This is a genomic window from Klebsiella sp. K5-204 (assembly GCF_030128585.1).
GTDB lineage: Bacteria > Pseudomonadota > Gammaproteobacteria > Enterobacterales > Enterobacteriaceae > Klebsiella > Klebsiella quasipneumoniae.
Map to the genome: position 1 here is coordinate 317,113 of NZ_JAKUZS010000002.1, position 14,804 is coordinate 331,916.

Here is a 14,804-nt window from a genome sequence, read left to right on the forward strand (position 1 = left end):
ATGTGCACTATTACTGTTTCTTAATCAGGATAAAGTAGTCGCTTATGGCATAACGATGCATAAAGCATGGGCTGTCTGGGGAAGTTTATTTTCTGCATTATTGCTGGCTGTGATCGCATCGCCATTCTGGTTGAGGAGAAAGTACAAGAAAGAACAGAATATCTACAAACCAGACAATGTTCTTGCTCATCAGGAAAATCAGCAGATTTCGACAAAAATAACACCTGCTGTCCTTCCGTCATACCAGGAAATACGCAGGCAACTCAGCTCAGTTTATGGTTTCTTCTGGCCCCGCAAACTCCGCATCCTGCTCATTACCGGCAGCATCGCCGACGTCGAACAACTGACCCCAAAACTCACCCGGGAACTCTGGCAGGAAGACCGGGGGACATTGCTGCTGTGGGGCGGCGACCCGGCGGCACCGGCGGACGCCGCCTGGTTCGCCGCGCTGCGAAAGCTGCGCCGTCGCCCGGCGGACGGCATGGTGTGGGTGACCTCCGCTTTTGACTCTGTTCCCGGTGCGGATGGCGATATGCCCGCCGCATCACTCACTTCTGATGCGACGGTTGCGCTGGCCCATGCCCTGAGCGGTCGTTATGAGGCCCTGGGCTGGCGGCTGCCGCTGTATGTCTGGTCGCTGCACGGGCGCGGCGGGGAACAGGCTGGCCGGACAACCCAGCCGGTGGGCTGCCTGCTGTCTGCGGGATGTGCGCCTGACGCGCTGGCCCGTCAGCTGAACGGGCTGATACCGGCGCTCACCGCGCAGGGCATTCAGCAGATTTGCGACAGACCGCAGCATCATTTTCTGCTCACCCTGGCCGACCAGTTAGCCCGCGAGCCGGAAAGTCTGACCGGCCCCCTGTCCATGCTGCTTAATTCGTACCGCCGGCTGCCGCTGGCGGGCGTGGTGTTCAGTGCGCCCTCTGCCGGGGCGCAGCGCAGCGTTGCCCATCACTGGAGCCGGGATAACCGCTGGGATGCCATCCCGGAATCCTCACTGGCGTTACCGGCAGGTTTGCGTGCGCGTAAACCGGGCGTCAGCGGGGCGCGGATGGCGGGCGTGAGCGTTGCGGTGCTGATGCTCCTGTGGGCCGCCGCAATGACCGTCTCCTTTATCACTAACCGCAGCCAGGTGGCGCAGGCGCAGCAGCAGGTTCAGCAACTTTCGGCGGATAAACAGCCGCTGACCACGAGTCTACACGCCCTGTCTGAGCTGCAGAAAACCCTTGCCCGGCTGGAATACCGCTCACAGCACGGAGCACCCTGGTACCTCCGCGCTGGCCTGAGCCAGAATGATGACCTGCTGGCGGCGCTTCTGCCGCGCTATGGCGAAAGCGCCTTACCGCTGCTGCGTGATGCGGCGGCGCGCCATCTGGAAGGGCAGCTGAACGCCTTTGCGCAGCTTCCGCCGGACAGTCCGCTTCGCGAGAAGAGGGCAAAAACGGCTTACGATCAGTTAAAACTGTACCTGATGCTCTCGCGCCCTGAGAGGATGGACGCGTCCTGGTTTGCCACCACGCTGATGCAGGACTGGTCGCAGCGCTCAGGCATCGCCGACGCCGTCTGGCAGGGCAGCGGCCCTTCGTTACTGGCATTTTACGCTGCCAGCCTGGCGTCGCATCCGCAGTGGCGTCTGCCTGTCGACGACGGTCTGGTCAGCCAGGCGCGCACACGGTTAATTCGCCAGCTGGGCCAGCGCAACAGTGAGTCCACGCTTTATCAGAAGATGCTCGCGCAGGTGGCGAACCAGTATGCGGACTTGCACCTGGCGGACATGACCGGCGGCACCGACGCGTCGCGCCTGTTCACCACCGATGAGGTGGTGCCGGGGATGTTCAGCCGGAAAGCCTGGGAAGAGACGGTGCAGCCCGCCATTGAGAAAGTGGTCGCGGAACGCCGCGATGAAATGGACTGGGTGCTGAGCGACGCGAAGCAGCCTGCCGCGCAGTCGGCGTCGCCGGAAGCCTTGCGAGTCCGGCTGGCGGAGCGTTATTTCGCTGATTTCAGCGGCGCCTGGCTGGATTTTCTCAACAGCTTACGCTGGCAGCGCGTGGAGACCCTCTCCGATGCCATCGACCAGCTGACCCTGATGGCCGATGTGCGCCAGTCGCCGCTGGTGGCGCTGATGAACACCCTGAGCGTGCAGGGGCGAACCGGCCAGACCGGGGAAGTCATCGCCGATTCGCTTGTCAAATCAGCGAAAAATCTGTTTAACCGCGACGGGCAGCCCGCCATCGACCAGCAGGGTGGCGTGCGCGGTCCTCTGGATGCCACCTTCGGGCCCGTGCTGGCGCTGCTGGACAATCGCGACGGCGGGACGCCCACCAGCCGCCTTAGCCTGCAGACCTTCCTGACTCGCGTCACTCAGGTGCGTCTGCGCCTGCAGCAGGTCACCAACGCCACCGACCCGCAGGCGATGACCCGCCTGCTTGCGCAGACGGTGTTCCAGGGCAAGGCTGTGGATCTAACCGAAACGCGCGACTACGGCAGCCTGGTGGCGGCGGGACTGGGCCAGCAGTGGAGTGGTTTTGGACAGACGCTGTTTGTTCGCCCGATGGAGCAGGCCTGGCAGCAGGTGCTGACGCCGGCGGCGGAAAGTCTCAACGCCCAGTGGCGCAGCGCGGTGGTGGAGGACTGGAATCGCGCTTTTGGCGGCCGCTACCCCTTTAAAAATACCAGCAGTGAAGTCTCTCTCCCGCTGCTGGCAAAATATCTCAATAGCGAGACCGGGCGCATCGCTCGCTTTCTGCAGACCCGGCTGAATGGCGTGCTGCATAAAGAGGGGAGCCGCTGGATGGCGGACAGTATCAATGCCCAGGGGCTGACGTTTAACCCGGCCTTTCTGCAGGCGATGAATACCCTGAGCCATCTCTCCGACGTCGCGTTCGCCAACGGCGAAGCGGGATTGCATTTTGCGCTACGCCCCGGCACCGCGGATGGCGTGATGCAGACGGAGCTGGTCATCGACAGCCAGAAACTTGTCTACATGAACCAGATGCCGGCCTGGCGGCGGTTCAGCTGGCCCGCCGATACCGAAGCGCCGGGCGCCAGTCTGAGCTGGATCAGCACCCGGGCGGGCACCCGCCAGTATGCAGATCTTCAGGGGGCCTGGGGCTGGATCCGCCTGCTGGATAAGGCGGTGGTCAGCGCTTACCCCGGAACGAGCAGCAGCTGGAGCCTGAGCTGGAAAGCGCCGGATGGTCTGTCGCTGAACTACACCCTGCGCACCGAGTCGGGGGAAGGACCGCTGGCGCTGCTGGCCCTGCGAAACTTTACGCTACCGGAGACGATATTCAGCGTGCGCGCGCCTGCTGAGCGTGTTCCGCTGACCGACGATATACCCGGCGAAGAGGGATACTGAAACCGCCTCCCTCACTGATTGGCGTTGACCTGCGACGCCGGGCCGCCTCTGCTCATGGCCCCCGGCGGTAAACGAATCTGCCCGCGCAGCCATGCTGCGTGTCTCCCTGAAGACGAATAATGGAATAGTCATAATGGACGATTTAACCCTGCGATATTTTGACGCTGAAATGCGCTACCTGCGTGAGGCGGCAAAAGCGTTCGCGCAGGCTCACCCCGACCGGGCGGCGATGCTGGATCTCGATAAAGCCGGCCCGCCGGACCCTTACGTTGAGCGCCTGTTTGAAGGCTTTGCCTTTTCCGTAGGTCGCTTGCGCGAAAAAATTGATGATGATCTGCCGGAGCTGACCGAGGGGCTGGTCAGCATGCTGTGGCCGCACTACCTGCGCACCATTCCATCGCTATCGATCGTGGCGCTGACCCCAACGCTGCCGGCGATGAAGATGGTGGAAACGGTGCCCGCCGGGTTTGAGATAAGCTCCCGCCCACTGGGGCCGAAAAATACCGTGTGCCGGTACCGAACCACCCGCGATCTGACGCTTAATCCGCTGGCGATAGAGGAGGCGGTGATGACGGCGGAGCCGGACGGACGTTCGGTCCTGCGGCTACGCTTCACCTGTAGCGAGCTGGCAGACTGGTCGCAGACCGATCTCCGCCGCCTGCCGCTGTACCTGGGGGAAGACGCCGTTACCGGCAGCGCTCTTCATCTGTGGCTGACCCGACGCCAGGCCGCGATGTACCTGCGTCTGCCAGGGCAGGCGGAGCGGGTAAGTCTGGACGGCTGTTTTTCGCCGGGGGGATTTAGCGAGGAGGATCGTTTATGGCCGAAGGGGGAGAGCGCTTTCAGCGGCTATCAGCTGTTGCTCGAGTACTTCACCTTTCGCGAAAAATTTATGTTCGTGCAGCTAAATGGTCTGGAAAACATGACGCTACCGGCGGGGATAGCGCATTTCACGCTTGAGGTGGTGTTCAGCGAGGTCTGGCAAAGCGATTTGCCCGTCAGCGCAAGCAGCCTGCGCCTGCACTGTGTGCCGGTGATTAACCTGTTTACCCTTGAGGCTGACCCGTTAACCATCAGCGGGCTGGAGAGCGAATACCTCCTGCGTCCGAAGCGCCTGCAGGACGGGCATACCGAAATCTATTCTGTTGACAGCGTGACCGGCTCCGGGCGCACCGGGGAGGCACGCTATGTGCCTTTCACCCGCTTTCGTCACCAGGGCGGGATGATGCGTCGCCATGCGCCGGAACGCTACTACCACACCCGCGTCAAGCGGGGCGTCACCGGCATGCACGATACCTGGCTTATCCTCGGCGGGCAACAATGGGAGGCCGACCGGGCGCTGGAGCGGGAAACGGTCTCCTTGCGCATCACCGGCACTAACGGCCAGCTGCCGCGCCGGGCGCTACAGAGGACGCTGCTGGATCGCTGTGAGTCGATATCAGCCACGCCGCTTACCGTCCGTAATCTCTGTAAACCCACGCTGCCGGCATATCCCCCGGCGGAAGACCGCTACCACTGGCGGGTCATGAGCCATCTGGGCACCCGTTTTCTCAACATGATGAGCAGCGCCGAGGTGCTGCGCGGCACGCTGTCGCTCTACAACTGGCGGGAAGATGAGCTCAATAACCGCCGTCTGGACGCCATTCTGGCGGTCAGCCATCACCGAATTCAGCGTTTCGAACAGGGATTCCTGCTGCGCGGGCTGGATATCGAAGTGACTCTCGACGGCAGTGGATTTACCGGCATGGGGGATGTCCATTTGTTTGGCGACATGCTCAACCGCTTTTTCGCGCTGTATGCCGATATGAATCAGTTCAACCAGCTAACGCTCATTGTTCAACCTGAAGGAAAATGTATCCGGTGGAAAGAGAATCACAGTCTGCGCCTGCCCGGCTGATGGCGCAGCTCCGGCCTCAGTTGCCGTACATGAATTTTTACCGCTTCTGCCAGTTGCTGGAGGAGAACTATCCGAAGGCGCCGATCATTGGCAGCGGCTGGCTGGTGGGTGATGAACCCATACGCTTTCGCCCGCATCCGGGGATGGGCTTCCCGGCCGGCGAAATCCGTGGAATGGACGATCCTGACCCGCCCCGGCCGCCGGCGGTTCGCGTTGCTTTTATGGGTCTCTACGGCGTGGAATCCCCGCTACCGACACACTATAGCGATGACATTGCGCAACGGCGGGAAGGCGTCGAGGCGACCGAGGATTTTCTCGATATCTTTAACCATCGGCTGATCGCCCAGTATTACCGTATCTGGCGCAAATATTCCTACCCGGCAACCTTTCGGGCGGGTGGCACGGACAACACCTCGCAGTATCTGCTGGGCCTGGCGGGGCTGGGTATACCGGGATGTGCCGCCGTTGCCGCAGCGCCGCTGTCGCGATTTCTGGCGTTGCTGCCGGTAATGATGCTGCCGGGGAGATCCGGGGAAGGCATGGAGGCGTTGGTGGCGCTCCTGGCCCCGGGGACCCGGGCGACGGTGTACCACCACGATCCCTGCCGGATCCCCTTGTCGCAGCCGTTAACGATGAGCATCCGCCAGCCGGTTAGCCTGCAACACAGGCCAGTGATGGGAACTCACGCTACGGATGTGAACGGTCAGGTGTTGCTGCAGCTGGCGACGGAAAAGCCTGATGAGGTCCGCGGCTGGCTGCCCGGCGGCGAACTGTTCAGCGACCTGATGGCGCTCCTGCACGTCTGGCTCGGATCTCATCTCGACGTGCGGCTGCAGCTTTGCGTCGCCCGCCATTTACTGCCGAATGCGCAACTTTGCTGCCAGCAGGCGCATGCCGTCCAGCTCGGGAGAACGGCTGTGCTGCAACCGCTGGATGCGCAGAAGCAGGCTGACGACAGGATCACGATTTATCTGGGGCGCTATCAGCGCGTCCGGGAAAACCTCCACCGCAGGGAGAGCGATGAAGATGGCGATTACCGCAGTTAAACCCTCTGCCACGTTACTGGCATTCTTCATGGTCACCCTCTTAACCGGCTGCGGCCTGACGCAGACCGTGAAAGACGGCGCCGTTTCCGTGACCCAGTCCATTTTTTACCCTCAGGTGAAAACGCTTCATCTGGATCTTCGCGCCCGGGAAGGCGTGAATAACAACGCCAAAGGCGCCTCCCTGGCGACGGTGGTGCGTATTTACCAGCTGAAGGACCGGCAGGCGTTTGACAATACTGACTACCCGTCGCTGTTTGCCGGCGATGGCCAGGCGCTGCAGGCGGACCGGGTGGCGGAAAAAGATATTCGCCTGCGTCCGGGCGAATCGGTGACCGTTGATATGCCCATGGAAACCAGCGCGCAGTTTGTGGCTGTGGCGGCCATGTTTATCGATCCAGACCTGACGCTAAATAGCTGGCGGCTGGTACTCACCCGGGACGATCTCGACCCGGCGAGACCGCGCATTATCGAAGCCAGCCAAAATCAACTGACGCTGCACCCGCTTAAGGAGAAGTGAAATGCCTCGTCCCTCCCTGTACGACATCCTCTACGGCAATTTCGCCGGCGGGCTGGACCTGAACAACGTCAGCGAAACGGATCAGGTCATCCTGTCGGTGCTCGATAACATGCAGCGCATCCTCAACTGTCGGGCCGGAACGCTGGCGCATTTGCCGGACTACGGCCTGCCGGATATGACCGCTATCCTCCAGGGCATGCCGGCGTCGGCGCATCAGCTGATGAGCACGCTGTCGGCGGTGTTGCTGAAATACGAACCGCGCCTGCAGCGGATCGCGGTGGTGATGCTCGATCAGGATGCGCCCGGCGAACTGCGCTATGCCATTGATGCTGAGCTGAAGGATATCGGTCTGGTACGTTACGGCACAGAGTTTATGCCTGAAGGCAGGGTGTTGATCCGCCACCTTAAACGTCAGCAGTACCTTGACGCCCGCTCCGCCCTCTAATCTCTCGCTGAAAGACATCATGATGACAACACATAAAGACCGCCGCTATAAAACCGGTGGCGACCCACGCACGCTGGCTGATTTTATTGCCCTGCGTGCGGAAATGAACAAGCTCAGCCACCCGGCGCGGCCGGATATTAACTGGCCGTATGCCGAGCAGCTTGCCCGTGCGCTGCTGGAGCATCACGGCGCGGATCTGCAGACTGTCGCCTGGTATACGCTGGCCCGCGCCAGGCTGGACGGCCTGGCAGGGATCAACGAGGGGCTATCGCTGCTGGAAACGCTGCTGGCCCACCAGGGTAAAAACCTGTGGCCGCAGGCGCTCCCGGCCCGCACCGAAATCTTCCGCACCCTGAGCAAGCGACTGCGGCAGGTGATCCGTACCCTGAACCTCACCCCGGACGATCTTGCGTCGCTTAGCCAGGCTGAGTGTTCGCTGCAAACCTTCGACGCGGTGCTCCAGCGCCTTGAGATCGCGCCTGAAAACCCGCTGAATGACCTGCGGGCGCTGCTGCGCAGCACGGCAACCCGCTTTGAGAACCTCGACCCTGCGCCAGCGCCTCCCGTCGCGCCGCCGGTGGCGATGTCTGAGGCGGCGCTTCCCGACGCTCTGGTCAGCGAAGAGGATGCTGCGAAGGCTGAGCCAGCGCCAGAACGACAACGTAGACCAGAGGCTGAGCCGCCGGCTCCGTCTTCACCAGCAAAGCGGCCCGCGCCAGGGATGGCATCGACTCCGGTCGCCGCGGCGCGCTGGAAGCCATTTATCGCCGGAATGGTCACCATGCTGGCGGTGTCTGGCATCGCCGTCGGCGGATGGCTGGCGCTGCGCCAGACCGATTTGCCGCCGACTGTGATGACGCAACAGGCCGGGCCGCTAGCGGACCTTCCGGGGGCATCTCCCCACGCGCCGGTCGATCTGCGCCAGGCGCAGCGCCAGCTTGACGATCTCGCCCGCCTGGCGCCGGACTGGGCGATAAGCTACGGCGACCGGCTGATCCAGCTGGCCCTGAGCCGCTGGCCGGAACAGGCAAAGCCCCTGGCGCAGCAGTGGCAGCGGCAGCTAAGCGCTGCGGCATTGCCCGCGGAAAACCTCACCGGCTGGGCGGAGGGCATGCGTCAGCTGCAACGGCTCGCCGGTCAGCTCAATGCCCTCGACGAGCAGAAGGGGAAGTACCTGACGGTGAGCGAACTGAAAACGGCGGTGTTTGCCATCATGCAGTCGCTTAACCGCGCCGTTCCGCTGGAAGAGCAGCTGCGTGAGCTGGCCGCGCTCCCCGCAGGTCAACCCTGGCCAGCCGCCCGCGGCAGTCTCGCCGAACTGCATCTGCAACAGCTGATCGTGGAGTATGCCCTGCTGAAGCGAAAACAGCCGGCGCCACCGCCCGCAGCGCGACCCGCAACCGGTGGGCCCTCGGTGAGTGAGGCGGTGAAATAAAGTGTGCGCATGGCAACATTTTCTTTACATCATGATTGCAAGAACTCTACGCCCTTCGTAGTCTGAAAATGATTTAAATATACCGTTTAATTTTATATTGAAAATTTTATTTCAAACTCTGAGGGCATGCTATGAAGCACTGTAACATCATCCTGTTAGTTGGCCTTCTGGCCAGTTCCGCTTCGGCATTGGCGGAGAAGATCGGCGTCTCGATGGCTTACTTCGATCAAAACTTTCTCACCATTATTCGTCAGTCCATTGAGAAAGAAGCTCATGCCCGCCAGGTCGAGGTGCAGTTCGAAGACGCCCGCGGCGACACCGGGCGCCAGGCCGATCAGGTGCAGAGCTTCATTGCCTCCGGCGTGGACGCGATCATCGTTGATCCCGTGGACTCCGCCAGCACCCCGCAGCTGACGAAGATGGCGCAGCAGGCCAGGATGCCGCTGGTGTATGTGAACCGGACGCCGGGGGACAAAACGTTACCCCCTGGCGTGGTGTTTGTCGGTTCGGACGAGCGGGAGTCCGGCACATTGCAGATGGAAGCGCTGGCGAAGCTGGCGAACTACAAAGGCAACGTCGCCATCATGATCGGCAATCTCACCGATGCCGGCGCGCTGCAGCGCACCAGGGACGTAGAGCAGGTGGTGGCCAAATATCCGGCGATGAAAGTGGTGCAGAAACAGCCGGCCAACTATTCCCGCAGCGAGGGAATGGATCTGATGCAGAACTGGACAGGCAACGGGGAAGCGATTGATATTGTGGCGGCGAACAACGACGAGATGGCGATTGGCGCGGCGATGGCGCTGGAGAAGAGCCAGAAGAAGCTGCTGATCGGCGGCATCGACGCCACGCCGGATGGGCTGAAAGCGTTGGCCAGCGATAAGATCCAGGTAACGGTTTTCCAGGATGCCGTTGGTCAGGGCAAAACGGCCTTAGCGGTGGCGTTGAAGCTGATTAAAGGAGAAAAAGTCGAGTCCCATGTCTGGATCCCGTTTGAGTTAGTGACCAAAGAAAACATGCAGACCTATGTGGAAAAGAGTCATTAACGGCAAGGCAGAAATGTTCGAACTTTGCTGATAAAACCGGGCTGAGAATATGACGCCCGGGCAACGAAACCGGAGGAAAAGAGATGGCAACGGCAAAAAGCGGCTACACGCTGCAGGTGATAAAGGCAGGGCTGCAGGGGCATGTTGAAATGAGGTGGGGGCATCTCGCGGAAGTTGATACGCGCGTGGCGGCGGCGACCATCGCGCAGCATATCGGGCGACCCTCGTCTGCGGCGGATCCGCAGGAGATCAGCCTGTCGCTGACCAATGCCGCCAGCGGCATCTCGGTGGAGCTTCATCACCCGGCCTCAGGGGAAAGCGCCACTCCGGCTTTTATTGAGGACGAGTTAAAAAAGATTGTGCAGATCGTTGATGGCTACGAGGCGGCAGAAGAGACCCATATCGTGGAGTAGCGCGCTGCCTTGCGCACAGGAAAAAAAATCCACGCCGGAGCGTGGATTTTTTATTACTCGATGGCGGCAGAACCGCCAGCCAGCGGGATTAGACGTTGAACGAAAATTAATGTCTCAATCTTTTGTTTTTATTGTTAAAATATATTAATTTCTTTAATTATACTCACTTTTGTACTCATCTTTGACTTTGTTTGCCACGCGAATGGACGGGTGAAGTGTGTTGTCGTTTGCCACCACAGAACTATATCTGGCGATCTGCGACAGATACACAGTGCAAAGCAAACCTGAATTTCGCTAGCGTAGCGGGTTTGTAAATCCCATACTCATTCGTGCAGACGTGCCAGAGCCAGCTCTTTTTTGCCAGTATGTCCTACAGCATTGTTTTGTCGAAGCTCAGTCGGCAACCAGCCGTATCTGTTCCAATTTTAAGGAGAAATCCCATCATATTCTTGCATCACGTATGAAATGTGGAGTCGGAGGTACTCAGCTTACGACAAACTTCTGGCACTGATGTACCCAACTCGTCCAACTTCAGGGCAAAGATAATCTGTTTGTCGGTAAATCGTGACTTTTTCATCGGTACAACCTCTGCTTAGGGGAGTGAATATCATGCCGGAGTCCGGTTTTTGAATGGCGCAGAATGTCGGGGTAGGGTGAAAAAATCAAACATGCTGATGTAAGATTTGTTGTGCTAATGTATAATCTTTCCTCATGATTTTATGGATAAATTGATAATCCATTGAGAGTTTTTGCTCTGTTATAAAAGAATTTTGGCATGGGTATATGAACAGTATTTTCGAAAGAGACAATGATAATATCCGAGTACTTTCACTATTCTCCGGTTGTGGTGGTATGGATTTTGGGATTACCTCAGCCGGTGGAGACATCATCTTTGCCAACGATGTTGTAGAGAATGCCTGTAAAACATTAGGGAACTATTTCCCTGATACTGATATCAGGCATAGCGATATTTCTCAAATTCAGTCTTTTCCAGATGTTGATATTGTTGTTGGTGGCTATCCCTGCCAGTCATTTTCAATGGCAGGTAACAGAAAACCAAACAATGACGACAGAACAAACCTTTATAAGCACTTTCTACGGGTATTAGAAACTGTTCGGCCTAAGTATTTTGTTGCTGAGAATGTTTCGGGTTTGAAACATTTGGGGGCAGGTAGTTTCTTGGAACAGCAGCTCACTGCGTATAAAGCTGCCGGGTACCAGGTCAGCTATCATATGGTAAACGCAAGGGCTTACGGCGTGCCTCAGTCGCGCAAGCGTTTGTTTATCATTGGCGTCAGAAACGATCTGGGGCAATACTTTGAATTTCCTTCTGAAACACATGGCAAAGCGACAAAAAAGAATCCTCATTTAAAACCCTATGTTTCACATGGTGAGGCTATTAGGGATTTACCACTATGGCCTGAAGGTGAGTTTTACGAACGACCACATGATCCTGAAGGGCATTTCTCATGGTATTTCATGTCCAGAAACCGTAAAGCTCTATGGGACAGCCCTGCTTACACCGTCGTAGCTAACTGGCGTCATGTGACATTACATCCTGCCAGCCCGGTGATGAAGTTAACATGGTCAAACCTGGAGGATGGCTGGAAGCAGCGCTGGGACTTTTCTGATGAATATGAGCATCTAATTGTTGATACTTCTCGTCCCAAACTGGAACAGGCAAGGCGGTTATCATGGCGGGAATGTGCACGAATACAAACTTTTCCACAGAATTTTGAGCCTGTAGGAGACGTCGAGTCAAAATTTACCCAAATTGGTAATGCTGTTCCTCCACTACTGGCTGAGGTACTTTTTCGGCATTTATTTTCTGGTGCCGGTTTGAAAAAGATGACAACGAACGGTAATTAGGCGGTGAGTATGGATGATTCTTTCCCGGTTACTTTAGAAGAATGGAATGCTGAACTAGTAAAGATCGTCTTTTTTGAGTCTTCGCATACGGGCTCGACTTTAAGCCGAATTGATGCCACAGGGCGTGTTTTTGAGCAACTTGCAGGCCCACGTAGCAAAGAGGATGCTAAGCGAAGTTTTCTGGCTTCGTTTGGAAAAAAGGCGTCTAAAATCCAGGATGCTCTCAGGGATGAGTCGCGGTTAGATATTTTAGCGCAAAGAAAAGGATACCCTACTTATTTTGCCATTTTATATTTAACATTACTTGCTGCCAGTGCTGATGATGAGACGCATGACGAAGGTGATTTTCGGGTTCGATTTTCTGTACTGCTTGGTTTTGATAAAAATAAAAAATTTGTTTTTACTGAATTACCCAATTTATGGGAAAGATTAGAACGATGGAGTAGTAGAAAACAAAACTGTACCCGTTTAGTCCTCCCAGAACCATCAAAACATGAAAGATTGATTGGGTATTCTAAGAGAATTGCTTTTCCCTGCTATAAGGATGAGGTTTTTTTACGGGACATTCTCGTCAATAATGAATTAGATAGCCATTCAACTTTTGAGTCAGTTAATAAACTAGTACATCAATATATATCTTATTTTAGCGAAGTTTTTAATCAAGAGTTTATTGAGTTCAGAACATTACTTTCAAAGGCTGCCATGCAGCAGGCTTATGACTCTCCTTTTTGGGGCGCTGTTCGTGATATCACTGTACATACAGAGAGAGAACAACTCAAAGAGAATGGTAAGTATTGTATTCACATGGAGTTTAATGATTCAGGTAATCCAGAGATTTATCTTCTTATGGATGACGCTGCTGTTACTGCCTCAGAAATCAAGCGTTATTACTCCTTGTCTAATGAAATAGAGAGCTATAATAATATATATTACGAACGAGACATAGGCACCACATTAAATTCCCTGGATTTATTTTTAAAAAAACGGAAGGGTTATTTCTATAAATCACGAGTGGGAGTCGCACTGCGGTCTGGGTGTTTGCCGCTTTTTCGTGATGATTTTTGTCATATTAGTTCAGAAGGAGAATATTATGATAATTCTCCACTCTATTTAATACTTCATCATAAATATGCAGACAGTATTTTCACAGCCTTGAAGAAGGCTGGCGAAAGAGCACAACGTTGGGATATTAAATCTACCAAATGGTCGATAGTTTCTTCCGATAAAGTTGGCAGGCAAACGCTGGATAAGATAGCCCGTTTGTTACCAGAAGAAGCCCGTCGTTTTCTAATACAGGGATGGCAGCCTGCTCGACCTCGAATGTCAGGCGCAGCGCGGTTTGGACAGGCTATACTGTTTAATCCTGCTAGTACACCGATTATTCATATGCCTGAAGTACTAAGAGGATGCTATGTCATTAGCAATAAAGACGGAGAAGAATTAACTCATGGCTCGCTATCTCAAGGGGCTGAAGGATTATTCATTCCGCCAGAGGAGTTGATGGAAATATCTGGTCAGGCATTTTGTCGCTATGAACTTACGTTAGCGCATTCAGATATCCCAGTAAATTTTGATGTACACGTGTTAGATCATGCGCCTTACGCCAGTTATTGTAAAATTACAGAGCCACATGATTGGCTGACTGATGGACCAGCGGGAGTATTAATGGCGTTAGGGGATACGGCAGTGCTCCCCCCACTGAAACGCGAAGAAATAACGCCATTGAGTGGTGCTCAGATGTTATGGCAGTATGAAAATTGCCTTCCTGTAACATGTCAATATACCGAATTACATAATATACCCGCAGCATTTGACTGGATCGCTGAGGCGCTGGCCTTGCGTTTTCAGCGCCGTAGCACATTGCCTTTTGGTGAATTAAAACAACACATTGAACCCGTATCACAGGTAACAAGGATACCCGAATGGCAATTGCGTCGCATGCTCTTTGCCGCTGGCTGGCTTTGTGTAGTACAACGACGTTATTCGCCATATTCGTTAGTCTCATTGGCTGAAAGAACCATTTCCGTTGATGTCACTGAACAGGGAATTATTGCCCGAATTATGGGAATGTTTACAAGAAGTGAACGTAATCTTCTACAAGAAGCACTTAATGACGGTGAGCGAATAGGGCGCCGGTTAGTTGAGGATAACGGCTTTTCAATGGGGTGTATTGAATTGCATCTGTCAGCCAGAGAGCGTGTCCATGCTTTCATTGAGCAGTTTGGGTTACGTTTGGTTAATCACGACGATTTACCCGTCAATGCTTTGAGTGGAGTATTGCTACCGTCGTCTCAAATGCAGTTTATCCCGACTTTACCCCCGGATCTCCATGTGTCGCTATGGCAAGCTGAAAAATACCAATGGTCAGAAGAACAGCGGCTAACTCAAACGGCTAATAACCTATTGATACGATGCCAGGAAAAACAGCGTTACCGTTATTTTATTCGGCAGAACGCCGGATACTGGCAAACCGATAGCTTCTCCTGGGCCTTAATGGCCCAGATGATATGTTCAGGAGTAACGTTTGGTGTGCAAAAAGGCGATAGTGACTGGTGCTGGTCAACGAAAATCATTGCGTTACCGCCTTCCGTTTTACAGTGGTGGATCCACGTTGCTCATGGGTGTTTGTCGATAACAGATAATGGTAGCTACTTATTTGCAGGTGGCAAAGTACCACTCTGGAACAATGTAATGACCTTCCCCTCCTGCCAACGAGCGTTGGCACGACGGAACAGAGCGCTGACAACACGCAAGCTGCGCAGAACCTTACAGTAA

Annotated in this window: 11 protein-coding genes; 10 read left to right on the forward strand and 1 reads right to left on the reverse strand. The window is 55.6% G+C overall.

The features are described from left to right. Positions 1-55 precede the first annotated feature (55 nt). The 8 genes from MKR05_RS07005 (at position 56) to MKR05_RS07040 (ending at position 10,160) form a co-directional block, all read left to right on the forward strand. The gene (locus MKR05_RS07005) at positions 56-3,361 is read left to right on the forward strand and encodes an ImcF-related family protein (protein WP_238874792.1); all 3,306 of its coding nucleotides are present in this window, start codon (positions 56-58) and stop codon (positions 3,359-3,361) included. A 133-nt stretch (positions 3,362-3,494) separates the two neighbouring features. Continuing rightward, complete coding sequence (tssF, locus tag MKR05_RS07010; RefSeq protein WP_284118159.1) at positions 3,495-5,258, forward strand: type VI secretion system baseplate subunit TssF; 1,764 nt, start codon at positions 3,495-3,497, stop codon at positions 5,256-5,258. A 29-nt stretch (positions 5,259-5,287) separates the two neighbouring features. Then, a complete protein-coding gene (gene tssG, locus MKR05_RS07015) occupies positions 5,288-6,304 on the forward strand; it encodes a type VI secretion system baseplate subunit TssG (protein ID WP_165476266.1) in 1,017 nt (338 codons plus the stop codon). After that, positions 6,285-6,821, forward strand: coding sequence for a type VI secretion system lipoprotein TssJ (gene tssJ / locus MKR05_RS07020; RefSeq protein ID WP_072199221.1), 537 nt, complete (start codon positions 6,285-6,287; stop codon positions 6,819-6,821). The genes tssG and tssJ overlap by 20 nt, the downstream gene beginning before the upstream one ends. A 1-nt stretch (position 6,822) precedes the next feature. Further along, positions 6,823-7,266, forward strand: a complete 444-nt coding sequence (gene tssE, locus MKR05_RS07025; protein WP_048297773.1) for a type VI secretion system baseplate subunit TssE — start codon at positions 6,823-6,825, stop codon at positions 7,264-7,266. A 19-nt stretch (positions 7,267-7,285) separates the two neighbouring features. Next, on the forward strand, positions 7,286-8,701 hold the full coding sequence (locus MKR05_RS07030; protein WP_131096002.1) for a VasL domain-containing protein: 1,416 nt from the start codon (positions 7,286-7,288) through the stop codon (positions 8,699-8,701). Between the two features lie 131 nt (positions 8,702-8,832). Then, complete coding sequence (locus MKR05_RS07035; protein ID WP_032453309.1) at positions 8,833-9,747, forward strand: sugar ABC transporter substrate-binding protein; 915 nt, start codon at positions 8,833-8,835, stop codon at positions 9,745-9,747. A gap of 83 nt (positions 9,748-9,830) precedes the next feature. Beyond that, positions 9,831-10,160: a DUF1869 domain-containing protein gene (locus tag MKR05_RS07040; protein ID WP_023290153.1), complete on the forward strand. Its 330-nt coding sequence runs from the start codon at positions 9,831-9,833 to the stop codon at positions 10,158-10,160. Positions 10,161-10,614: 454 nt separating this feature from the next. On the opposite strand, the gene MKR05_RS07045 is transcribed toward MKR05_RS07040, so the two are convergent. Next, positions 10,615-10,737, reverse strand: coding sequence for a transposase (locus MKR05_RS07045; RefSeq protein WP_075208597.1), 123 nt, complete (start codon positions 10,735-10,737; stop codon positions 10,615-10,617). 206 nt (positions 10,738-10,943) lie between these two features. On the opposite strand from MKR05_RS07045, the gene MKR05_RS07050 reads away from it, so the two are divergent. Both MKR05_RS07050 and MKR05_RS07055 read left to right on the forward strand, forming a co-directional pair. Further along, positions 10,944-12,029 carry a DNA cytosine methyltransferase gene (locus tag MKR05_RS07050; RefSeq protein ID WP_049113580.1) on the forward strand — a complete coding sequence of 362 codons (1,086 nt, stop codon included), beginning with the start codon at positions 10,944-10,946 and terminating at the stop codon, positions 12,027-12,029. Between the two features lie 9 nt (positions 12,030-12,038). Continuing rightward, on the forward strand, positions 12,039-14,804 hold the full coding sequence (locus MKR05_RS07055) for a hypothetical protein (RefSeq protein ID WP_284118158.1): 2,766 nt from the start codon (positions 12,039-12,041) through the stop codon (positions 14,802-14,804).